This window comes from Vibrio ostreae (assembly GCF_019226825.1).
Taxonomy (GTDB): domain Bacteria; phylum Pseudomonadota; class Gammaproteobacteria; order Enterobacterales; family Vibrionaceae; genus Vibrio; species Vibrio ostreae.
The window spans coordinates 2,787,911-2,811,422 of sequence record NZ_CP076643.1 but is presented as its reverse complement, the minus strand read 5'-3'; the positions used below and the strand labels follow the sequence as shown (position 1 = coordinate 2,811,422).

Annotated in this window: 21 protein-coding genes, 3 pseudogenes and 1 riboswitch; of the genes and pseudogenes, 11 read left to right on the top strand and 13 right to left on the bottom strand. The window is 53.3% G+C overall.

Annotated features, from left to right (window positions below; translation table 11 throughout):
- Positions 1 to 27: 27 nt before the first annotated feature.
- Together uspB and ftnA are read right to left on the bottom strand one after the other, a co-directional pair.
- Complete coding sequence (gene uspB, locus KNV97_RS19065) at positions 28 to 351, bottom strand: universal stress protein UspB (protein ID WP_136487280.1); 324 nt, start codon at positions 349 to 351, stop codon at positions 28 to 30.
- A 77-nt stretch (positions 352 to 428) separates the two neighbouring features.
- A complete protein-coding gene (ftnA, locus tag KNV97_RS19060) occupies positions 429 to 956 on the bottom strand; it encodes a non-heme ferritin (RefSeq protein WP_136487279.1) in 528 nt (175 codons plus the stop codon).
- A gap of 163 nt (positions 957 to 1,119) precedes the next feature.
- On the opposite strand from ftnA, the gene KNV97_RS19055 reads away from it, so the two are divergent.
- Entirely contained in the window at positions 1,120 to 1,545 is a 426-nt protein-coding gene (locus KNV97_RS19055) for a universal stress protein (RefSeq protein ID WP_136487278.1), read from the top strand.
- 57 nt (positions 1,546 to 1,602) lie between these two features.
- Complete coding sequence (locus KNV97_RS19050) at positions 1,603 to 2,487, top strand: carboxylate/amino acid/amine transporter (protein WP_136487277.1); 885 nt, start codon at positions 1,603 to 1,605, stop codon at positions 2,485 to 2,487.
- A gap of 112 nt (positions 2,488 to 2,599) precedes the next feature.
- Here the strand turns inward: KNV97_RS19050 and KNV97_RS19045 are convergent, their stop codons facing one another.
- Both KNV97_RS19045 and KNV97_RS19040 read right to left on the bottom strand, forming a co-directional pair.
- Positions 2,600 to 3,028, bottom strand: coding sequence for a hypothetical protein (locus KNV97_RS19045; protein ID WP_218562582.1), 429 nt, complete (start codon positions 3,026 to 3,028; stop codon positions 2,600 to 2,602).
- Between the two features lie 172 nt (positions 3,029 to 3,200).
- Positions 3,201 to 3,983, bottom strand: coding sequence for a class I SAM-dependent methyltransferase (locus tag KNV97_RS19040; protein WP_136487275.1), 783 nt, complete (start codon positions 3,981 to 3,983; stop codon positions 3,201 to 3,203).
- A 228-nt stretch (positions 3,984 to 4,211) separates the two neighbouring features.
- On the opposite strand from KNV97_RS19040, the gene asnC reads away from it, so the two are divergent.
- Positions 4,212 to 4,676, top strand: a complete 465-nt coding sequence (asnC, locus tag KNV97_RS19035) for a transcriptional regulator AsnC (RefSeq protein WP_136487274.1) — start codon at positions 4,212 to 4,214, stop codon at positions 4,674 to 4,676.
- A 180-nt stretch (positions 4,677 to 4,856) separates the two neighbouring features.
- Here the strand turns inward: asnC and tsrA are convergent, their stop codons facing one another.
- Entirely contained in the window at positions 4,857 to 5,138 is a 282-nt protein-coding gene (tsrA, locus tag KNV97_RS19030; RefSeq protein ID WP_136487273.1) for an H-NS-like global regulator TsrA, read from the bottom strand.
- Positions 5,139 to 5,257: 119 nt separating this feature from the next.
- A complete protein-coding gene (locus KNV97_RS19025) occupies positions 5,258 to 6,418 on the bottom strand; it encodes a multidrug effflux MFS transporter (RefSeq protein ID WP_218563457.1) in 1,161 nt (386 codons plus the stop codon).
- Between the two features lie 147 nt (positions 6,419 to 6,565).
- Between KNV97_RS19025 and KNV97_RS19020 the strand changes: the two genes are divergently transcribed.
- The 8 genes and pseudogenes from KNV97_RS19020 (at position 6,566) to choV (ending at position 16,554) form a co-directional block, all read left to right on the top strand.
- The gene (locus KNV97_RS19020) at positions 6,566 to 7,516 is read left to right on the top strand and encodes a LysR family transcriptional regulator (protein WP_136487271.1); all 951 of its coding nucleotides are present in this window, start codon (positions 6,566 to 6,568) and stop codon (positions 7,514 to 7,516) included.
- A gap of 156 nt (positions 7,517 to 7,672) precedes the next feature.
- Positions 7,673 to 9,464: pseudogene (locus tag KNV97_RS19015) on the top strand (aminopeptidase P family protein).
- Positions 9,465 to 9,728: 264 nt separating this feature from the next.
- Positions 9,729 to 10,331 (top strand): transcriptional regulator BetI, encoded by a 603-nt coding sequence (gene betI / locus KNV97_RS19010; protein WP_218562581.1) that lies wholly within the window; start codon positions 9,729 to 9,731, stop codon positions 10,329 to 10,331.
- Between the two features lie 23 nt (positions 10,332 to 10,354).
- Positions 10,355 to 11,815 (top strand): betaine-aldehyde dehydrogenase, encoded by a 1,461-nt coding sequence (betB, locus tag KNV97_RS19005; RefSeq protein WP_136487268.1) that lies wholly within the window; start codon positions 10,355 to 10,357, stop codon positions 11,813 to 11,815.
- Positions 11,816 to 11,824: 9 nt separating this feature from the next.
- Complete coding sequence (gene betA, locus KNV97_RS19000) at positions 11,825 to 13,546, top strand: choline dehydrogenase (RefSeq protein ID WP_218562580.1); 1,722 nt, start codon at positions 11,825 to 11,827, stop codon at positions 13,544 to 13,546.
- A 10-nt stretch (positions 13,547 to 13,556) separates the two neighbouring features.
- Entirely contained in the window at positions 13,557 to 14,486 is a 930-nt protein-coding gene (locus KNV97_RS18995) for a choline ABC transporter substrate-binding protein (protein WP_136487266.1), read from the top strand.
- 45 nt (positions 14,487 to 14,531) lie between these two features.
- Positions 14,532 to 15,368, top strand: coding sequence for a choline ABC transporter permease subunit (gene choW, locus KNV97_RS18990; RefSeq protein WP_136487265.1), 837 nt, complete (start codon positions 14,532 to 14,534; stop codon positions 15,366 to 15,368).
- Between the two features lie 2 nt (positions 15,369 to 15,370).
- Positions 15,371 to 16,554, top strand: a pseudogene (gene choV, locus KNV97_RS18985) (choline ABC transporter ATP-binding protein).
- A gap of 113 nt (positions 16,555 to 16,667) precedes the next feature.
- On the opposite strand, the gene thiH reads toward choV, so the two are convergent.
- From thiH to crcB, 7 genes and pseudogenes are all read right to left on the bottom strand, one after another.
- Complete coding sequence (gene thiH, locus KNV97_RS18980) at positions 16,668 to 17,780, bottom strand: 2-iminoacetate synthase ThiH (RefSeq protein WP_136487263.1); 1,113 nt, start codon at positions 17,778 to 17,780, stop codon at positions 16,668 to 16,670.
- A gap of 15 nt (positions 17,781 to 17,795) precedes the next feature.
- Positions 17,796 to 18,620 (bottom strand): thiazole synthase, encoded by an 825-nt coding sequence (locus KNV97_RS18975; protein WP_218562579.1) that lies wholly within the window; start codon positions 18,618 to 18,620, stop codon positions 17,796 to 17,798.
- 5 nt (positions 18,621 to 18,625) lie between these two features.
- Positions 18,626 to 18,832, bottom strand: coding sequence for a sulfur carrier protein ThiS (gene thiS / locus KNV97_RS18970; RefSeq protein WP_136487261.1), 207 nt, complete (start codon positions 18,830 to 18,832; stop codon positions 18,626 to 18,628).
- A gap of 4 nt (positions 18,833 to 18,836) precedes the next feature.
- On the bottom strand, positions 18,837 to 19,595 hold the full coding sequence (locus tag KNV97_RS18965; protein ID WP_136487260.1) for a HesA/MoeB/ThiF family protein: 759 nt from the start codon (positions 19,593 to 19,595) through the stop codon (positions 18,837 to 18,839).
- Positions 19,585 to 20,778 (bottom strand): thiamine phosphate synthase, encoded by a 1,194-nt coding sequence (locus tag KNV97_RS18960; protein ID WP_256613004.1) that lies wholly within the window; start codon positions 20,776 to 20,778, stop codon positions 19,585 to 19,587. Before KNV97_RS18960 ends, KNV97_RS18965 begins: the two co-directional genes overlap by 11 nt.
- Positions 20,779 to 20,813: 35 nt before the next feature.
- Positions 20,814 to 22,764 (bottom strand): annotated as a pseudogene (thiC, locus tag KNV97_RS18955) (phosphomethylpyrimidine synthase ThiC).
- A gap of 108 nt (positions 22,765 to 22,872) precedes the next feature.
- A riboswitch (TPP riboswitch) is annotated at positions 22,873 to 22,971 on the bottom strand.
- 52 nt (positions 22,972 to 23,023) lie between these two features.
- Positions 23,024 to 23,407 (bottom strand): fluoride efflux transporter CrcB, encoded by a 384-nt coding sequence (gene crcB, locus KNV97_RS18950; protein WP_136487257.1) that lies wholly within the window; start codon positions 23,405 to 23,407, stop codon positions 23,024 to 23,026.
- Between the last annotated feature and the right edge of the window lie 105 nt (positions 23,408 to 23,512).

Here is a 23,512-nt window from a genome sequence, read left to right as displayed (position 1 = left end):
AAAAACCCCGCTTGCCAATTGACCGTGTTACAGCATAAATGAAGCGACTGTCGTCACGACCACTAAGGTGGTAGAGAGGATAAACAGCTCACGCACCCGATCACATTTGCCGGTAAAAACCGGATCGTGGTGATGGTGATACTCTTTACTTTTCAGATAATGGTACAAACGCACCTGTTTGGTCACATTACCATGGGTGGTAAAGAAACCACCGCCATCCACTTGCTGATAAAGCAACGGATGAGCTTCGCGCATGATATAAATGAGTGAGCGTAACGCGGTCAGATAACGTAACAGGTTGACTCCGGTTACTATCATGAGCGCTAATAGAAGAATATCTCCACTGATCATCTTTTCCTCCCTACACCTCGAGTAAGTATGCCCAGAGAAAAAGACGATCGCTTCAATTGGTCTTTTTGCTGAGATGATTACCCAGCGGGGGCATCCATTACCGAAGATGAGCCTGCTTTTGCCAATGCTGCCAAGTCTTTATCGATGAAGAACAATGCCTTACCGTCTTCACCAACCAGATCCAGCTTATCTACAATCCCTTTAAACAACTTCTCTTCCTCGTGCTGTTCCGCCACGTACCACTGAAGGAAGTTAAACGTTGAGTAATCTTGAGATGTGAACGCCACATGTGCCAGTTTATTGATTTTCTGTGTAATCATTAGCTCATGTTCCAGAGTTTCGCGGAATACATCACCCAGACTCGCGAAATCGTGTTTTGGCGCTGCGATCGCACCCAGGATAGGCATTGCACCGGTTTCACTTACGTAAGTGAACAGACGTTGCATGTGCTGCATCTCTTCTACGGCGTGGACGCGTAAAAATTCAGCCGCACCATCAAATCCTTTGTCCTCACACCAAGCACTCATTTGTAAGTATAGATTGGATGAAAAAAATTCGAGATTAATTTGATCATTGAGTTGTTCAACCATGGCTTGCGATAGCATCGGACGCTCCTAATACGTTATAAATCACTGAGCTGACTATAACATGTTCAATCGCTATTGTGAGGCGACCTGCACCAATGGCGAAGGATATTTGATCCGGATGGCAAAAAATTTCGCGCCGAGGTGCTAATCTGTAGTGGATTACTGACTAGGAGCGAGCATTATGAGCTATCAACACATTTTAGTTGCTATCGATCTTTCAGAAGACAGCAAACACCTGATCGACAAAGCAGTTGCACTGGCCACGCCTCTCAATGCTGAGATCTCTTTTGTTCATATCGACGTCAATTACGCCGAACTTTACACCGGCCTGATTGACATCAATCTGGCGGAAACCCAGCATCACTCGATGGAAACATCGCAAAAGCAACTGCAGGAACTGGCTCAGTACGCTAATTTCCCGATCAAACATACCCTGGTCGGCAGCGGTGACCTCAACAACGAACTGTGCGATACCATCAAAGAGTTCCAGATTGACCTGGTGGTGTGCGGCCATCATCAGGATTTCTGGAGTAAACTGCTCTCCTCGACCCGTCAGCTTATTAATTGCTCACCTGTCGACCTGCTGGTAGTGCCACTCAAAGACTGACGCTGATTTAAAACTCAGTTACACTGCAGGCACTTTTTCGATTGAAACGTTTTAATCATGATTTATTTGTCTGCAGTGACCCTTCTTTGGGCCTTTTCGTTCAGCCTGATTGGCGTCTATCTGGCTGGTCAGGTCGATGCCTGGTTTTCGGTCTGGATCCGGATTGCACTGGCCAGTGTCGTCTTTCTACCTTTCCTCAAATTCAAGCAGGTGCCGGGCAAACTGGCGCTGAAACTGATGGCAGCCGGTGGTTTTCAGCTCGGTCTGATGTACTGCTTCTACTACCCGTCATTCGAGCTGCTTTCGGTACCGGAAGTGCTACTGTTTACCGTTTTCACACCGATTTATGTCACCCTGATTTATGATTTGCTCAAAGGGCGCTTTTCACCTTGGTATCTGGTGACGGCTGCGATTGCGGTAGCCGGCGCGGCAGTGATCAAATTTGCCGGAGTGAATGAAAACTTTTTCCTCGGCTTCATGGTGGTTCAGGGCTCGAACATCTGCTTTGCCATCGGCCAGGTGCTGTACAAATATGTGATGGAAAAAGAACAGGTAGAGCTGCCACAACGCACCATTTTCGGTTACTTCTACCTCGGCGCGTTAGTGGTCGCCAGTGTGGCCTTCCTGCTACTCGGTAATCCGGAACGACTGCCGACCACCCATCTGCAGTGGGGCATCCTGCTTTACCTTGGCGTGATTGCTTCCGGTTTCGGTTATTTTGCCTGGAACCGCGGCGCCTGTCTGGTCAATGCCGGCGCGCTGGCAATTATGAACAATGCCTTGGTGCCAGCCGGCCTGTTGGTCAATATTCTGATCTGGAACCGGGATGTCGATCTGCCGCGTCTGTTGATTGGCGGTGCCATCATTCTGCTGTCGCTGTGGGTCAATGAAACCTGGGTCAAACGTCGCGCCGAACTCAGCTACCAGCGCGCCAGCCGTTAAGGCGCAGCTTTGCTGCATGCCCAACGTGTCCGCCCATGACTCGCTGGCCGGGAGCAACAAAAAGGCCCACTGCCGAGGTAGTGGGCCTTTTTATTGGTTGTGAGACAGACAATTAATGCATCTGCGCACTGAAACCTGTATCGAGCACCGGAGTGACGTTCAGATCGGATCCCGCCTCCTGCAGTACACTGAATTTAGACTGCAATGCCTGCTGCTTGCGCATCAGTTTACGCTGCTTTTTAAGCACTTTTTCCAGCTTCTTTTGATACTTTTTCTGCTTTTTGAGCGTCTTCTTCGCCAGCTTTAACGCCACCTTATTGGCCGCTTTGGCTGATTTACTGTCGACATTAGCCACCGGCAGCAGTGACTTCTGCTGAGTGTGCTGCTTGGCCAGCGCCTGGGGTTTGCACAACGCCGACTTATCCGCACAGGAACGGGCACAAGAACGGCACATGTAACCAGGCTGTGCCACCATCGCCTGAATGTCATCCAGCGAGGCGGCAATATCGCGACGATTTAATTTGCACAGACGTGTGGCCATAAGGTGACGCTCCGGTAAGAATAAGAATAATTCTTAGTTAGATATAACGCCGGGCGCGACCAAACGCAAGCTCTGATTGTGAAGAATGCTAATCACTGCCGCGGGTGAATCAATACCGAGCAAGGCCAGGGTAGCGAGAGACTACAGACCGCAAGCCAACAGACTCATCCGCTCACTCACCCATCGCCGCCAGGACGTACACATCAAAGCGGTTTTTCTTGGTTTCAATCGCCATACTCGGTTTCTGCCCGGCCAGCCAATCGGCATAATCCGGGCGCTTGACCACCACCCGCTTAGTCGCCAATTGCAACGCCGGTGCCAGCAAGCCATCGGCATCATGGTCGGCGCCCACCAGAGACTGGAACACACGCATCTCTTTCTTGACCAGAGCCGATTTTTTCTTGTTCTCCGGATGGGGATACATAGGGTCAAGATAGACCACATCCGGACGCTGGAAGCTGGCATCATCAGCCAGTTTATCGAGCGCGTCATGGCTGGAAGCATGCAGCAGACTGACCCGCTCTGAGACCCAAGGACCGATCTCCGCATCCTCTCGGGCGCGGGCCAGACCATCATCGAGCAGCGCCGCCACCACCGGATGACGCTCCACCATCTGCACCTTACAGCCCAGCGAGGCCAACACAAAGGCATCGCGGCCTAACCCGGCGGTTCCATCCAGCACTGTCGGAGTTACGCCTTTGTTCAGCCCGGCCGCTTTGGCAATCGCCTGCCCTTTACCACCGCCGAATTTACGCCGGTGCGCCACCGCACCACTCACCCAGTCGACGTAAATCGCGCCCAGTTTCGCTTCATCAGTTTTACGCAGTTCAAGACGCTCTTCGGTCAGAACCAGCGCAAACGCACTGCTGGCATCGTGGGTCAACTGCCAGCGCTGCGCGATATGCTGCAATTGCAGGGCACGGTGCGGGGCTTCACAAATCAGTTGTAGCTGCAAGGTGTTACTCCAGCAAAGAGAAAGTTAGATTGGGCGCCAGTTTAGCCGATTTTGTCCGGCGCGGCTAAAGGTTCTGCAGGGCCCGGAAGTGCCGGACAGAGCGCGAAAAAACATCTCAGGCCGCGACACCACTTGGCACAATCAGCAATTAATGATATCACTCAGGATGATATCTGCTCTCCTCAGCCAGGGTAACACTCAACCGTTGAACAACCGCCAGGATTTTATATGCAACTAGCATCAACCAAACTGGATGAATTGGATCGTGCGATTCTGAAGATTTTGATGGATGACGCACGCACTCCCTACGCGGAGATGGCGAAACAATTTAATGTCAGTCCGGCCACTATCCATGTACGGATAGAAAAGATGAAAGCCGCCGACATCATTCAGGGCACCGAAGTGGTGGTCAACACCAAAAAGCTCGGTTACGACGTATGCTGCTTTATTGGTATCAACCTGAATGCCGCGCGCGATTACCACTCGGCGCTGGCCAAGCTCAATGCACTGGATGAAGTGGTCGAAGCCTATTACACCACCGGGGCGTACAATATTTTCGTCAAACTGATGTGCCGATCGATTGAAGAGCTGCAGTATGTCCTGATCGATAAACTGCAGGCGATTGACGAAGTGCAGTCAACCGAAACTCTGATTTCACTGCAGAACCCGATCAACCGCAACGTCAATCCCTGAAGCAGCAAAACCAACCACATACACTGGCAGGATGTACGCCAGGCAAGACCTACCCGCCACAATGCCGCTGCTCAGCTAGCATGCCAGTTGCCAGTTGCCAGCGAGAATGCAAAAAGCCCGGAGCAATGCCCGGGCTTATCATTTCAGCGCTATTGCGGACCCGCAGAGTCCCGAGAGCGCTTACTTGTTCAGGTAGCTGAGCAACTCGTCAGCGGAGATGCCCTGTTTAGCCAGCTCTTTTGCCAGCAGATCAACCTGTTCATGCTTGCGCGAATCGATCACTTGCTGAAACTGGTAAACCAGATCACGCAGTACCGGTAGCGGAACTTGCTTCGCGGCGCTGCGAATGCGCTCGCTACTTTGATTGCCCAACTCCGCAAGCAATTTACCAAACATGACTTTTTCTGGTGAATCATCAAGCTGCTCCCAGATGCGAGCCATTTCGTAGGTCGTCATAGACATCGTATAGAGATTCCAAAGAGTTATTCTAAAGAACGAAAGAAACTACAATATACACGCGTTGTGTCGTTTAGAAAATAGCCCTTAGGGTGAATTTACCCAAGCGAACACTGCAACTGAAGCTAAGAGTCCAGTGCCCACTGATGCCAGGCGCGCCCGGCTTTCGAAAACAGAACCAACAACGCTGGCGCGATCAGCCACATATGTAATCCAATCAGCATCTGCGGCTGCAAGTCTAACCGCTGCAACAGACCGACCACCAGACCTGAGCCACTCATTTGGAACAAACCTAACAAAGCGGCCGCGGTACCGGCCTTATCACCAAACGGCGCCAGTGCTTTGCCGGCCGCCGCCCCCAGCACCCAGGCAAACCCCATCGAAGAGATAAAAATTGGCAGCATGAACGCGAATGGAGTCGCCACCTGAGCCAGCAGCAACATGCTCACACCGGCCACCAGCAGAGCCGTAATGCCCATCACCAGCGTTGTATGAGTACCAAAGCGGTCCATAATGCGCGGCGCCGTCAGACAAGCGATAATATTGATGACCGCGTTGATGCCGAACCAGAAGGTGAACTGGTTCATATCCAGCCCCTGGTTGGTCATCAGCACCACAGGAGCAGAGGTGACATACGCCAGAATGACGGCCATTGCTAACAGACACAAGCTGGCATGAAACAGGAAAGACGGGGTTTTAATCACCGACCAGTAGCGGCTCAGTTTAAACACCGCCTGTTTGTCGGTAGTCGGGTTGGTTTCGCGCATGGTGACCAGCATCAGCAGCCCGACTACAACCGCAAAAGCAGCCATAAAGCTGAAATTACTGCGCCAGCCAAACTGCTGGGTCAGCCAGCTGCCGAGAATCGGCGCCAGGGCCGGAATAAAGCAGATCGCCCCGTTGAGGTAGCTGATCATTTTACCGCTGCGATGCGGACCGAAAATATCGCGAACTGTTGCAAAGGCTGCTACCGATGTTGCACATGCACCTAAGCCTTGTAGCAGACGGGCAGTCAGCATCCACTCGATGTTTTGAGCACTCCACGCCAATAAAGCGCTCAACGCGTAGATACCTATCCCTCCTAATGCAACAGTTCGACGACCGAGTTTGTCTGCTAACGGTCCGGCAAACAACTGGCCGATTCCCATAGCAAACAGAAACCAGGTGATCGTATCCTGGGCCAGAGCGTGTTCCACGTGAAACGTCTGCGAAATCTGCGGCAAGGCGGGCAGATAAATATCAATGGCCAAAGGGCTGAAAAGAACCAGCAGGGTCAGCAGCACCATTTGTAGTTTGCCGGGACCAACAGATTGCGTCACGCTCACGTTTACTCCAACTTCAGTGATTAAGATCTCGCCGTGGACTATAAACCAGGCATGATATGAGTAAAAATGGCTTATAATCATCCCTATTATTCCATTTAGGAAAATCAGATGAAGATTGAAAAGCTAGCCCGCATCGATCTCAACCTGCTGGTGTGCCTGAAAGTGCTCAGTGAAGAACTCAATGTCACCCGTGCTGCCCACCGGTTATGCCTGAGCCAGTCAGCGGTCAGCAAATCACTGGCTAAACTGCGCGAGCAGTTCAACGACCCTCTTTTCGTACGCACCTCACACGGTCTCAAACCGACACCAAAAGTGGTGTTTCTGCAGCCCAAGCTGGATATTCTGGTTAATCAGCTCGAACTGATCACCCAGCCGGAGCAGTTCTGCCCTAAATCGAGCGAATACCGCTTTCACATTGCCGCCGTAGAGAGTGTCTACTCACTGATTCTGCCCCACTTTTTACCGGCCATTTTCAATCAGGGACCGAACATCAATATCAGTACTCACACCTGGAGCGAGCAGACCTTTAAAAAACTGCAACTGGGTGAACTGGATTTGGGCCTGACCGGCAAAGACATCGATATTAATGATGCCCGTCTGACCATGTTGCCGCCGAGCGATATCTGCGAGCAGGAAATTTATCGCGACAGCCAGATGTGTGTGGTACGCCGTGACCATCCGGTGCTGCAGCAGCCGTGGAATCTGCAGCAATATCTGGCGCTGCGTCATGTTCAGGTGCGCTGTGACGGCAATGATCGCTGGCTGCTCGACTACCGCCTCGCCGATCAGGGGCTGGAACGTGACATTGCCATAACTGTGCCGGACTTTAACAGCGCCGCCAGTCTGTGCACCTACACCGACTTTGTCTTCACTGCGCCAAGCCATTTTACCCAGTTGGTGGCACAGCAGATGGGGCTGGCCGTACTGCCCCTGCCGCTCGAATTCCCGCCGATGGCGTATACTTTATTCTGGCACCGCGACCGTGATAACGACCCGGCGCTGAGCTGGCTGCGCCAGATCATTTACAGTAAAACGTTGCACCTGCGCCAAAGTCAGTAAAGCGCTAGAAAAGTCAGTCACCCGGCTGATAAATCATTCAACACCCCGCATGGCGTACATTTGCACAGTCATAATAAAAGGAGTAGCTTATTTCGCTCCGTCCCGGACGTGCAATCCATGCACCATAAGTAAGGATGTTAATAAGGATAATCACAGATGCCCGATTCTATTTCCCAACGCGTCACCGCCCTGCGTGACTGGCTGACCCAGCAGGGTCTGGACGCTCTGATCGTCCCTCACGAAGATGAATACCTCGGCGAATATGTGCCGGCCCACAATGAACGCCTGCACTGGCTGACCGGTTTTACCGGCTCGGCAGGTGCCGCCGTGATCACCCGGGACAAAGCGGCGATTTTCGTCGATGGCCGCTACACCGTTCAGGTACGCAAACAGGTTCCGGCGCAGTGGTTTGAATACCGTCACCTGATTGAAGAGCCCTACCTGGCCTGGCTGAAACAGAGCCTGCCGACAGGCAGTAAAATCGGTTATGACCCGCGTATGCACCGCGCCAGCTGGCTGACAGCGGCACAAACCACACTGGGCAGCGAACTGCAGCTTATTGCCAATGACCACAACGCGATTGATCAGCTGTGGCATGACCGTCCGCAGCCTCTGGTCTCTGCGATGCGCCTGATGGGCAACGAACTGGTCGGCACATCCAGCAGCGAAAAACGCCACACAATCGCCGAAATTCTGCGTAAAAAGACTGTAGATAGCGCCATTTTAACCGAACTTGATTCCATCTGCTGGTTGCTGAATATTCGTGGCCTGGACGTGTCCCGCCTGCCGGTTCTGCTGTCACACGCCATCATCCATGCTGATGCCAGCGTTGATTTCTTCCTCGACCCGGCTCGTCTGGCACAAGGTTTTGCCGAACACGTCGGTCTGGGGGTTCGTGTCCATCCACCTGAAGCTCTGCCCGAGCAGCTCGCAGCCCTGAGCGGACGCCGCGTGTTGGTGGATCCCGCCACCAGCAATGCCTGGTTTACCCTCACCCTGCAAAACGCGGGTGCTGAGCTAGTCAGTGACGCCGACCCTTGTCTGCTGCCTAAAGCGGCCAAGAACGCCACGGAAGTGGCCGGTATGAAAGCGTGCCATATCCGGGATGGCGCGGCGATGGCGAAATTTCTCGCCTGGCTCGACAGCGAAGTCGCCGCCGGACGTCTGCATGATGAAGCGGCACTGGCCGATAAACTGCAAGCCTTGCGCGAACTCGATCCGAGCCTGGCCGATTTGAGTTTTGATACCATCTCCGCGGCTGGCAGTAATGCCGCCATGTGTCACTACAATCACATCAACCAGCCACAGCCGGGTCAGCTGAGCATGAACAGCCTCTATCTGGTCGATTCAGGCGGCCAGTACAGTGACGGCACCACAGACATCACCCGTACCATCGCCATCGGCGAAGTCAGTGACGAGATGAAACAGCAGTTCACCCTAGTCCTGAAAGGCCACATTGCTCTGGCGACAGCACGCTTCCCGCAAGGGACCTGCGGCCACCAGCTCGATGCGCTGGCGCGTCAGCACCTGTGGGCGCACGGTTACGATTATGATCACGGCACCGGCCACGGTGTCGGCCATTTCCCTCAGTGTCCACGAGGGGCCACAGCGCATCAGCAAAGTCCATAACCCGGTCGCACTGCGCCCCGGTATGGTGGTGTCGAACGAGCCGGGTTACTACCGAGCTGACGGTTTTGGTATCCGGATAGAAAACCTCGAGCTGGTCAGCGAATTTGCCACTCAGGGTGATTTTTCCGTCCTCGGTTTTCAGTCGCTGACCCGCTGCCCGATCGATGTGCGCGCGATTAACATCAACATGCTGACCAAGCCTGAGCTGACATGGCTCAACCACTATCATCAAACGGTGTGGCAGGAAGTCAGTCCGTTAGTCGACGGAGAGGTGAAAGCCTGGCTGCAACAGGCCACCCAGCCACTGCAGCATCCATAACCCGTCCCATCCGACTGTTCATCCCTGAGCCTTGCCGCTCGGGGATTTTTTGCCTGTCACTTTTTGTCACTTGTATACAATTCAAAACTTTCCACCTCGAATCAAAAAAATATTTACTGGTTAATAGATTGTTTTTATTTAAATAAAATATAAAACCACACCATATAGAACACTAAATACTCAACAATTTGATTTGAGATCTAATTATTTTTTGGCTAAGTTATATTTAACTAATCGTTCAATTAAAAATGATAAGGAGTGCAGATGCCCAAGGTAGGAATGCCAGACATACGCAAGCCACAGTTGGTTCAGGCCACGATGGCAGTCATCGAGCGAGTGGGATTACATGCGGCCAGCATCGCACTGATCAGCCGCGAGGCCGGCGTCTCAACCGGGATCATCAATCACTACTTTGGTGGCAAACATGGCCTGCTGGAAGAAACCATGCGCGCCATATTGCGCCAACATTCGATTACCGTAACTCAGGCACTGGCCAAACTGCCGAAAAATGATCATCAGGCGCGTATCAATGCCATCGTCAATGCCAACTTCTTAGGCTTTCAGGCCGAAAGTCAGGTCGTGAAAACCTGGCTCGCCTTCTGGACCTATTCGATGCATGACGAACAATTACATCGTTTACAACGTGTCAACGAAAAGCGTCTGCTCTCACATCTTAAAATTGAATTGAATTCTCTTCTGCCCCGCCACCGCGCTAACCAGGTGGCCCACGGCATCGCGGCTCTGATTGATGGAATCTGGCTGCGCGGCGCACTGAACCCTGCCGGGATCAATGCCGAGCAAGCCCGACTGTTAATTAACGATTACCTAGACATACAACTGGCGCAACACGCACCGATGACAAATTAGGTCTTTAACCACAAGGTCTTCACATGGAACAAGCATCACTTTATATAGGCGGCTCGCTGCAACGCGCGTCGTCCGGGGAAACCTTTACCTCATATAACCCGGCAACGGGTCAGCCACTGGCTGTTTTGGGGCTCGCCAGCGAGCAGGACGTGCAACAGGCAATCGAATCCGCCCAGGCCGGATTTGCTGTCTGGTCGGCGATGAGCGCGGTGGAACGCAGCCGAATCCTGCTCAACGCAGTGCGTATACTGCGCGAGCGTAACGATGAACTGGCGCAACTGGAAGTGCTCGATACCGGGAAGCCGATTCAGGAAGCAGACTGTGTCGACATCGCCACTGGTGCCGATGTGATTGAATATTTTGCGGGTCTGGCACCCGCTCTGCAGGGTGAACAGCAACCGCTCAGCGCCAATCAGTTTTTTTACACCCGCAAAGAGCCACTCGGTATCTGTGCCGGTATCGGCGCCTGGAACTACCCGATTCAAATTGCAATGTGGAAAGCGGCCCCTGCGCTGGCAGCAGGCAATGCGATGATCTTCAAGCCTTCGGAAGAAACACCGCTGACAGCGCTGAAGCTGGCACAGATTTTCAGCGAAGCCGGCCTGCCGGACGGGGTATTTAACGTCGTCCAGGGGGACGGTCGTGTCGGCCAGATGCTGACCGCCCACCCGGCGATCGCCAAGGTGTCCTTTACTGGTGAAACCGGTACAGGTAAGGCGGTCATGGCAGACAGTGCGCGCAGCCTCAAATCGGTCACCATGGAGCTGGGTGGTAAATCGCCACTGCTGGTGTTCGAAGATGCCAAGCTCGACCAGGCAGTATCAGCGGCCATGGTGGCAAACTTCTACACTCAGGGCGAAGTGTGTACTAACGGAACCCGGGTTTTTGTCCATGAAAGTCTGTACGACGATTTCATTGATCAGCTCAAAATCCGCAGCGAAAAACTGATCGTCGGCGATCCGCAGGATCCGCGCACTCAAATCGGTGCATTGATCTCGCGCGATCATATGCACAAGGTTCTGGACGCAATCCAAAGCGCCAAAACCAGCGGCGCCACCTTGCTGACCGGCGGCTATCAGGTCACCGATAACGGTCTGGCCAATGGTAACTTCGTCGCTCCCACTGTGTTTACCGACTGCAGCGACGATATGGCGTTCGTGCAGCAGGAAATCTTTGGCCCTGTGATGGCGGTACTCAAGTTCAGTGATGAACAGGAAGTGATCCGCCGCGCCAATCACACCCACTATGGCCTGGCCGCCGGCGTATTCACCCAGAACCTGTCACGCGCGCACCGCGTGATCCACCAGCTGCAAGCCGGTATCTGCTGGGTTAACACCTGGGGTGACTCTCCGGCACCCATGCCGGTCGGCGGTTACAAACAGTCCGGTGTCGGACGCGAGAACGGCATGGAAACCCTGAGCCACTACACCCAGACCAAAAGCGTCCTGATTGAGCTGGACGATTTTGCCGGCCCGTACGCCTGAGGAGCAGTTATGACCCAGACATTTGATTACATCATTATCGGCGCCGGATCGGCAGGCTGCGTACTGGCCGATCGCCTCAGCGCCAGCGGGGAACATTCCGTATTGCTGCTTGAGGCCGGCGGAGGCGACAAAAGTGTCTTCATCCAGATGCCGACAGCACTCTCATACCCGATGAACAGTGCCAAATATGCCTGGCAGTTTGAATCCCTGCCCGAACCTGGTCTGGACGGACGGACCCTGCACTGCCCGCGCGGCAAAGTGCTGGGTGGCAGTTCATCGATCAACGGCATGGTGTATGTCCGTGGTCACGCCTGTGACTTTGATGAATGGCAACAGCAGGGAGCGGCCGGTTGGGATTACGCCTCCTGCCTGCCTTATTTTAAGAAGGCAGAAACCTGGAGCGGCGGCGCTGATGAGTACCGCGGCGGTGACGGCCCGCTGGCGACCTGTAACGGCAACGATATGGAACTCAACCCGCTCTACCAGGCTTTCATCGATGCCGGGCAGCAAGCCGGTTATCCGTACACCAAAGATTACAACGGCTACCAGCAGGAAGGCTTTGGCGCCATGCATATGACGGTGGATAACGGCGTACGCGCCTCAACCTCCAACGCCTATCTGCGCCGTGCGCTCAAGCGTCCTAACCTGACTCTGCTCAAAGGAGTACTGACGCGTAAAATCCTGCTGAAAAACAAATGTGCGGTCGGAGTCGAGTTTGAACGTAATGGCCGGATTGAAACCGCCACAGCAACACAGGAAGTCGTGTCGTGCGCTGGCTCCATCGGCTCACCACAGCTGTTGCAGCTGTCTGGTATCGGCCCGCGTGACGTGCTGGAAAATGCCGGTGTCAAAGTGGAACATGAATTACCCGGAGTGGGTGAAAACCTGCAGGATCACCTGGAAATCTATTTCCAGTATCGCTGTCAGCAGCCGATCACCCTTAACAGCAAACTGGGCCTGGTCAGTAAAGGCATGATCGGGGCGCAGTGGCTGCTGACCAAGCAAGGCCTGGGTGCCACCAATCATTTCGAGTCATGCGCCTTTATCCGCTCGCGGGCCGGACTGAAATGGCCCAATCTGCAATACCATTTTTTACCAGCCGCCATGCGGTATGACGGTCGCACCGCCTTCGACGGTCACGGCTTTCAGGTCCATGTCGGCCCGAATAAGCCACTCAGTCGCGGCCGGGTGTGGATTCGCTCCGCCGATCCGGCCGATAAACCGGCCATTCTGTTCCGTTATCTGTCTGAACAGCAAGATATCCAGGACTGGCGTGACTGTATCCGCCTCACGCGTGAAATCCTCGCCCAGCAAGCGCTGGATGAGTATCGCGGCGCTGAAATCCAGCCAGGCAACACCATCAGCACTGATGCCGAAATCGATGCCTGGGTAAAACAGAATGTCGAGAGTGCTTACCACCCGTCATGCAGCTGCAAAATGGGGGCAGCCGATGATGCAATGGCGGTGCTGGATGAAGCGTGCCGGGTACGCGGCATTGCCAGCTTGCGGGTGGTCGACTCCTCCGTGTTCCCGACCATTCCTAACGGTAACCTCAATGCGCCAACCATTATGGTCGCCGAGCGCGCTGCCGACATGCTACTCGGGACTGCGCCGCTTCCTGCCGAACCAGAGCCGGTGTGGATCGCTGCGCACTGGCAGACCCAACAAAGAGAAACACCACCGCAGCGTGCGCTAGACACGCAGTCCGGTGTGGAATTAATGATAAAATAAGGACAGTTCAATGCGTAAAGTCATGACCTTCTCAGCAGCCACACTGCTGTCAATCAACGCCTATGCCAACAGCTGCGACACCGTTCGTTTTGCCGATGTCGGCTGGACCGATATCACCTCAACGACAGCCGTGACCACTGAGCTGCTGCACGGCCTGGGCTATCAGACCAAGACCGATCTGTTGTCGGTACCGGTGACCTATTCTTCCATGGCCAACGGCGACATCGATGTCTTTCTCGGTAACTGGATGCCAACCATGGAAGGCGATATTGCCAAGTACCGTGACAACGGCAGCGTACAAACCATTCGTGCCAATCTCGAAGGTGCCAAGTACACCCTGGCCGTACCTAAGTACGTGTATGACGCCGGGGTTAAGTCATTTGCCGATCTTGCCAAGCATGCCGATCAGTTTAAACACCGCATCTACGGCATCGAGCCGGGCAACGATGGTAACCGCCTGATCCAGTCAATGATTGACAACAATGCGTTCGACCTCAAGCAATTTGATCTGGTGGAATCGAGCGAAGCCGGCATGGTCTCGCAGGTCAAGCGGGCGGTACGCCGCCAGCAATGGATAGCTTTCCTCGGCTGGGCGCCGCACCCGATGAACAGCAATGTTGAGATGGAATACCTCAGCGGCGGTGATGACTACTTCGGCCCTAATTATGGCGGTGCCAACGTCTACACCAACGTGCGCCATGACTATACCCAACAGTGCCCGAATGTCGGCCAGTTGCTCAGTAATCTGCAGTTCAGTCTTGAGATGGAAAACAGCCTGATGGAAGCCATCCTCAATCAGGGCCAGCGCCCGGAACAAGCCGCCAAAGATTGGTTGCGTCAGCATCCTGACGTGCTGACCCCGTGGCTGAAAGATGTCACCACGCGTGATGGCAAGCCTGCGGAGAAAGCCGTAACTGATTATCTCAACTCTGACGTATAACCCCGCCGGGTGGCACAAGCCACCCGCTATAAGGAACTGCACACTATGATTAGCGATCACAAAATTCCGTTGGGCCACTGGATGGAAGCCGGTGTGGACTGGCTGACTCTGCATGCTTCGGGCGTATTCGATACCATCTCTTTCGTACTGGAAAACATCATCATGGTGTTAGTCGATGTCTTCAAATGGTTCCCGCCAGCGGTCCCTATCATTATCACCGCAGCACTGGCCTGGTGGCTGCACCGCAGCCTTTCCCTGGTGGTGTTTATTATTGCCGCGCTGCTGCTGATCCTTAACCTGGGCTACTGGCAGGAGATGCTGGAAACCTTTGTACTGGTCTTTGCCGCCACTACGATTTCGGTTCTGCTCGGCGTTCCGCTTGGCATCATGGCTGCGCACCGACCATGGCTGTATACCGTACTGCGCCCGATTCTGGATCTGATGCAGACGGTACCTACATTCGTTTATCTGATCCCGACGCTGGTTCTGTTCGGACTGGGCATTGTGCCCGGACTGATTTCCACCATCATTTTCGCCATAGCCGCTCCAATCCGCCTCACCTATCTTGGCGTCACTAAAGTGCCGGAAGAACTGATCGAGGCCGGTAAAGCTTTCGGAGCCAGCCGGATGAAACTGCTGTTCAAAGTGGAACTACCGGCCGCCCTGCCGAGCATCATGGCCGGCATTACCCAATGCATTATGTTGTCACTGTCGATGGTAGTTATTGCCGCCTTGGTCGGCGCAGATGGCCTGGGCAAACCCGTTATTCGTGCCCTCAATACGGTCAATATTTCCCAAGGGTTTGAAGCCGGTCTGGCGATTGTCCTGGTCGCTATTATTCTCGACCGTCTGTGTAAAGCACCTAACAGCAAGGAGGCATAATCATGCCAGCGATCAGTATTGAAAATCTCGACGTGGTGTTTGGCCAAAACACAGCACCGGCTCTGGAACTGCTCGATCAGGGCAAAAGCCGCCAGGAGATCATCGACCAGACCGGTCTGGTGGTCGGCGTTGATAATGTGACACTCGATGTGCAACAAGGTGAAATCTGCGTGCTGATGGGTCTGTCCGGCTCAGGTAAATCCAGCCTGCTGCGCGCGGTTAACGGCCTCAACCCGGTCACGCGCGGCGCTCTGAAAATCCAGGATGGTGAACAAAGTATCGACCTGGCGCAGTGCGACGCCGATACGCTGCGCCATCTGCGCACCAACAAAGTCTCAATGGTATTTCAGAAATTTGCCCTCATGCCGTGGCTGAGCGTGCTGGATAACGTGGCATTTGGCCTGGAAATGCAAGGCATCGGCAAACAGCAACGCCGTGCCCAGGCACGGGAAAAACTGGCCATGGTCGGCCTGGCCGAATGGGAAAACAAACTGCCTCATGAGCTGTCCGGTGGTATGCAGCAACGGGTCGGTCTGGCGCGCGCCTTCGCCATGGACAGCGACATTCTGTTGATGGACGAACCTTTCTCGGCTCTCGATCCCTGATCCGCAGCCAGCTGCAGGATGAATTGCTGCTGCTGCAAAAGCAGCTCAATAAGACCATCATCTTCGTCAGTCATGATCTCGATGAAGCGCTGAAAATCGGCTCACGTATTGCGATTATGGAATCCGGCAAGTTGATTCAGTATGGCAAGCCGGAACAGATAGTCCTGACGCCGGAAACGCAATACGTGAAAGATTTTGTCGCCCACACTAATCCGCTCAATGTGCTCAAAGGCCGTTCGCTGATGAACAGCAGCGACAGCCTGGTTCAGGACAATGGGCGCTGGCAAATCTGCCAGCAGTCAGATCTGTGGGTTGAGCAACAGCAACAACAATGGGTTGTGTGTGGCGATAGCCCGGTTGAGCTGATTGAGTGGCATGCTGAGTTATCGCTGCAGTCATTGAATCCACAAACATTGGTCATGGCCAGCCCGGACATTGATATGCGTCAGGCGATTGAAATTCGCTACCGTACTGGTAACCCTATTTTACTGATGGAAGAAAATCGTCTGCTCGGTACATTGAGCGATCACGATTTTTACCATGCTCTGCTGGGTAAATACCACCAGGCACAAGCTGCCTGATGAAGACTTCATTCTAATACTGCTCACATCGGCCACACAAATAAGGCGACCAGAGGTCGCCTTATTTGTGTATGTTTCACGTGAAACATAAGCCGGGTCATTCAAACCTCAGGCTAACCGGAATAGACTGCATGCCAGTCATGCCAGACCGGCTGCAAACCTCGCGCTTGCATCGCCTGTTCTACCATAAGCGCTGAACGTTCATCACTGGTAGCAAACTGCTCCAGCTCCGCTTTCGGATCCGCATAGCCACCGGGCTGGGTTTTCGATGCCGCTGACAAACTGGTTATGCCAAGCGGTGCAACATTATCGCGAAAGGCCGGCGTTTCTCGGGTGGAAAGTGATAATTCAACCTCAGAATTAAACAACCGAAAAGCGCAAATCAGCTGCACCAACTGTTTGTCCGTCATCACCGATTTAGGCTGCAAAGCCCCTTCACACGGCCGCAGGCGCGGAAACGAAATCGAGTAGCGTGACTGCCAGTAAGTCCGCTCCAGGTAATCAAGATGGGCCGCAACATAGAAGCAATCGGTACGCCAGTCTTCTAAACCAATCAGGGCGCCTAAACCGATTTTATCTATCCCGGCTCGCGCCAGGCGATCTGGAGTTTCAAGCCGAAACTCGAAATCCATTTTGTTACCACGCAGATGATGCTGGGCGTACGTCGATGGATGATACGTCTCCTGATAAACCATCACGGCATCCAATCCCAACGTCTTGAGTTCTGCATACTCCTGCTGCTGCAGTGGCTGCACTTCCATCGCCAGATAGTGAAACGACGGCTTAATGATCGGCAGCATATGCCGAAAGTAGTTCATGCCGACTTTGGTTTCATGCTCACCAGTCACCAGCAATACGCTATCAAATTTCATCTGCTTGATAGCGGCGATTTCAGCCCGGATTTCCTCCTCATTAAGTGTTTTACGCTTAATGCGGTTTTCCATCGAAAAGCCACAATAAGTACATGCGTTGGCACACAGGTTGGACAGATAGAGCGGAATGTAGAACGACATCGTATTGCCAAAACGGCGTCGGGTCGCCTGGTAAGAGAGCTGCGCCATCTGTTCCAGATACCCTTCCGCCGCAGGCGAAATCAGCGCTTTAAAATCTTCCAGATCGCGTTTGCTTTTGGCCAGTGCCCGTTCTACGTCGTGCCGGGTTTTCGCATACACCGACAACTTAATATCATCCCAGCCGAGCTGGTTAAATTGATCAATAAAACTCATACTCAATCATCCCGCTCAATTATCCAGGAATGCCGTAAACGGACTCGACGCAGACGCGCTCTGTTGCTGAGTCGCCAGGCCAGACAGATAAGCCATTCGGCCCGCTTCCACTGCCAACCGAAACGCGTTAGCCATCACCAGCGGATCACGTGCCGTGGCGATTGCGGTATTGACCAATACCGCATCTGCGCCCATCTCCATCGCCAACGCGGCATCCGATGGCGCACCGATACCGGCATCTACAATGACCGGTACGTTCGCCTGGTCGATGATAATCTCCAGGAAGGTTTTTGAGCTTAGTCCCTGATTGGTCCCAATCGGCGCACCCAGCGGCATGACGGCCGCACAACCGACCTCTTCCAGCCGTTTGCACAGCACCGGGTCGGCATGACAGTAAGGCAAGATAATAAAGCCGTCTTTAACCAACTGTTCGGCCGCCTTCAGAGTTTCGATCGGGTCCGGCATCAAATACTTGGGATCGGGATGAATTTCCAGTTTCAGCCACTCAGTACCCAGCGCCTCGCGCGCCAGATGTGCGGCATAGATCGCATCCTGCGCCGTTTTGGCACCGGAAGTATTGGGCAACAAGTTCATCCCGCTGGCGATCAGCGGTGCGAGAATGTCGTCATCACGCTGTTCGAGATCAACCCGCTTGAGTGCCATAGTGACCAGCTCAGACTGACTCACAGCAATCGCTTTAGCCATAGTGCTACGATCAGAAAACTTTCCGGTTCCGGTCAGTAAGCGAGAATCGAACTGGCGATTGGCGATAATCAGCGGTGGATTGCCAGCTAAAATTTCGCGCTTGGATTGCTTAGATATAGAATTCGTTACAGACATAAATATTAGCCTCCTGCGATGGCCTGAAACAGTGCGATCTGATCACCCTGATTGAGTAGCGTCTCAGACCATAAGCCTTTGGGTATAACTTGTTGGTTGATGGCAAACACACAGCCTAGTGTCGGTAGGCCCAGTTCGTGCTGCAGTGTCTGCAAACTGGTCGCCGCCTTAATCTGGTGTGCTTGCTGATTAATAAAGATGGTGATAGTCATACCTTCATTCCTTGCCACACCCGCACTGTAAACAGTGTGGATCGGCGATCAGTTGCCACTTTTGCCACTGCATACTCAGCGCATCGAAACGTTGCATGTAGTGACTGTGAAACTCCTCAAGCTGAATTAATTTCTGCACAGCGAGCAGAGCCTGTAAGTTACCTATGCTGCCGACCACAGGGCCGGCCACACCCATGTCGGAGCAGCGCAGCGCAGCCGCCGATTCCTGCTCGGGTACCACACACTGATAGCAGCCCTGGGGACGCTGAGTAAAATCGAGCGGGATCAACTGACCCTCCCAGCCAATGGCCGAGCCTGAAATCAGACACACTCCGGCCTGATGACAAGCCCGGTTAACCTGGTGACGTGTCGGCAGATTGTCGCTGCAGTCGAGCACCACATCGGCTAAGCCCACTTCCAGATTCAGTAAGGTGGCATCCATGTAGCGCTCAACCGTACGTACCTGACAGTCTGGATTGAGTGCTTGTAGACTGCGCGCCAAAGCACGTACTTTGGGTTGGCCGACATCCTGCACGCGATAAGCCAACTGACGATGCAGATTGGAAAGTGCGACCTGATCATCGTCGGCAATTACCAGCCTTGCGACCCCGGCGGCGGCGAGAAACTGCGCCGCCGCGCTGCCCAATCCGCCACAGCCAATAATCAGGACCTGACTGTTGAGCAAACGCTGCTGCCCCGCTTCACCGATCTGCGGTAACGCAACCTGACGCTGATAGCGCATAAATTGTTGATCACTTAACATCACCGGCCTCCGTCACGCTCGCAGGCGCGGGAAGAAACCGCTGCAGTTGGCTAACAGCCAGGCCGACATCCTCAGCCTGGGTAATTGCCCTGACCACAGCAATACTGCTTACCCCACACTCGAGAACCTGAGCGGCGTTGCTGCGATCAATACCGCCAATCGCCACGCTGGGTACTCCGACATGCTCGCCATAAGGAAGACTATCGAGCAAGCTTTGATACAGTTTCAGTCGTACCAGCCCCTGCGGCTTGGACGGCATTTGCTTGGTGGTGGTGGGAAAAATATGCCCCAACGCGATATAGCTCGGTGCTAACTGCTGGATACGCAGCAGTTCAAAATAGCCGTGGGTAGACAATCCGAGGCAGATACCGGCGGCAGATAACGCAGCGAGATCGGCGCACAGCAGATCTTCCTGCCCCAGATGGACGCCAAACGCCCGATGTTTAAGGGCCAATTGCCAGTAATCATTAATAAACACCTGGGCACCATGTTCGCGGCCCAACGCTATCGCCTGGATAATCTGCTGTTCCAGATCAGCTTGGGCGGGGTCTTTGATGCGCAGCTGAATCGTCTTGATGCCAAGCGGCAGCAAGGTGGCAATCCAACGTACGTCATCCACCACCGGATAGAGCCCGAGCGATGTTTTATCCAATAACGCAAACGGCGCAACACCACGGTAGATGGCCTGAGGTTCCGGCTGGGGAAAATCGCGATAATCGCGCGGCCATGTTTCACGTGAAACATTGAGTGCAGCCCGAGACAGCACCAACGCATCCTCCAAGGCAAAATCAAGAGCGAGCAAACTCAGCAGCCAGGTCAGATGTTGTCGTTGCTGCTGCGCGGTTAATGCCCGCAGATGAATCAGCCGACGCTGTTCATCGCCATACCACCAGGTATCTTCCAGCCCGTTGCAACCGGCTACGCCGATAGCGACCGTAGCGACTGCTGGGCATAGTGAGCTGGTCAAGTGACTGCCTGCGCCGATGTAATCAATACAAAGATCCGGAGCAGACTCGCTGCCAAGCGAGAGGTGATTTAATACAAACAGATTGCTTGATAAACGAAGAGTCGTGTCAGCAACAAGGTGGAAATACTGAGTTGGGCTAACGCCCAACTCAATGTGATCGATATGCAAACCTTGTTGTTTGGCAAGTAACAGTACCCGCTGCACGTCTCCCGTCATCACAACACAATGAGATGGGATCAGTAATTTCACGGTTACTCCTCAGCCACGCTCTCTGGACTGGTCACAGCCGGATGATAGAGCTGAGAACCTGAGCTAAGAAACTCCTGCGATTTCTGACGCATCCCTTCCAGGGGATCATCCAGCAATGTCACTGTCATCGCGTCATTACTCGACGCCGTGTAATCAGCGTAAGTACGGCGCACCTCCTGGGAGATCTTCATCGAGCAGAATTTCGGACCGCACATCGAACAGAAATGGGCAACCTTACCTGACTCCTGCGGCAGGGTTTCATCATGGAAAGCTCGGGCAGTCACCGGATCCAGCGCCAGGTTAAACTGGTCTTCCCAGCGGAACTCAAAACGCGCCTTCGACAGAGCATTATCACGGATCTGCGCCCCAGGATGACCTTTGGCCAAATCAGCAGCATGGGCGGCCAGTTTGTAGGTAATCAGGCCAGTCTTCACATCCTCTTTATTCGGCAGGCCAAGGTGCTCTTTAGGGGTGACGTAGCACAACATCGCACAACCAAACCAACCAATCATCGCCGCACCGATACCGGAAGTAATGTGGTCATAACCCGGGGCAATATCCGTAGTTAGCGGGCCTAAGGTGTAGAACGGCGCTTCATGACAATGCTCCAGCTGCTCGTCCATATTGGCTTTAATCATGTGCATCGGAACGTGCCCCGGGCCTTCAATCATCACCTGCACATCGTATTCCCACGCCACCTTAGTCAGCTCACCCAGAGTACGCAACTCGGCAAACTGAGCTTCATCATTAGCATCTGCGATCGATCCTGGACGCAGGCCATCACCCAGCGACAACGCCACATCGTACTTGGCACAGATCTCACAAATCTCTCGAAAATGAGTATAAAGGAAGTTCTCTTCATGGTGTGCCAGACACCATTTGGCGATAATCGATCCACCGCGGGAAACAATGCCAGTGACCCGTTTGGCAGTCATAGGCACATAGCGCAGCAACAAACCGGCATGGATAGTAAAGTAATCCACCCCCTGCTCTGCTTGTTCAAGTAAGGTGTCACGCATCACTTCCCAGGTCAGGTTTTCAGCGATACCGTTGACCTTTTCCAGCGCCTGATACATAGGTACGGTACCAATCGGCACCGGGCTGTTACGCAGAATCCATTCGCGTGTTTCATGAATATTACGTCCGGTCGACAGATCCATCACGGTATCACCACCCCAGCGCGTCGCCCACACCAGTTTCTCAACTTCTTCTTCAATCGAGGAGCTGACCGAAGAGTTACCGATGTTGGCGTTGACTTTGACCAGGAAGTTACGGCCGATGATCATAGGTTCAGATTCAGGATGGTTGATATTACTCGGGATAATGGCTCGTCCTTCGGCCACTTCACGACGCACAAATTCTGCCGTAATTTCCCGTGGCAGATTTGCGCCGAAGTTTTGCCCCGGATGTTGCTGATTAAGCTGCTCATCCTGGTAACGACGTCGGCCCATATTTTCCCGAATGGCGATAAACTCCATTTCCGGGGTAATCATTCCCTGACGGGCATAATGCAGTTGAGTGACGCACTGACCTGCTTTCGCGCGGCGAATCTGCGGTAGATTGCCGTAGCGTAGTTCATCTAGTGTTTCATCAGCCAGACGCTCACGGGCATACTCGGAACTCATCGCATCCAGCAGCTCGGTATCGTCGCGCTCCGCCACCCATTCAGCACGCAGCTTTGGCAGCCCTTGATAGAGGTCAATGGTATGCTCGGGATCGGTGTACACACCGGAAGTATCGTAGACACTCACCGGCTCATTAGGCTCGTAAACCGGCTGCTCTTTGCTGCCGCCGATCAGACTGTCAGCCAGAGAAATTTCACGCATCGGCACGCGAATGTCCGGACGAGAGCCGGTGACGTATGTTTTTTTGAGAATTGGGATAAGGTTGAACAGAAAGCGATTCAATAAACTGTTTAGCTTCCAGTCTCGCTTGTTTGCGATTCGACGACATAGCATTTTCCTTTTAGGATTTTAGGGATAAATGCTTGGCGGATAGTTGCGACAAGAGGTAAGCAGACAAATCTGGTTACTGAAGATATGACGATCCACAGATCGCCAGAGAAAGTCTTCTCTTGTTCCCTTCGCTGGTACTAACCAGATCAGGTTCAACGGATCCCGAATAAACGGTCTCAGCCTTATGGCACTCCGACAAGTGAATCGATTATAGAGAATCGTGTTGCGTTAACCAAGTGTTAATGTCGAGTTTTTAATCAGGCTCGAACTAACCACTGGTAAGCGAGCCAGGCAGCAGAAATACTCAACGTGACATTAAGCAATACATTCAGGCCCATTTTCACAAAAGCGCCCTGTTGCATCATCAATACGTTATCCATTGAAAAGGTCGAGAAAGTAGTCAAGGCACCGAGAAATCCCAACCCAACCACCTGACGCCACGGATAAGGTGCCAGCCATTCATTTTCAAACGCAGCAATCAATAATCCCATGATGAAAGAACCTACGATGTTCACGGTCAGAGTACCGTATGGAAAGCTGCGCCCGAATAAAGTAATGCACCACTCTGAGACCAGATAACGTGAGCAGGCACCAATCGCCCCACCTAAAGCTATCAGGCCCAAAATTGATAATTGTCCCATGTAACCTCTCCGTACTAATTTGTAACCTATTGTAACGATTTATCGCTCAAGATCAGCGCGGAGAAAGGAAAAAATAGTTTTCTTTTTCAGTAGCCTGATACATTA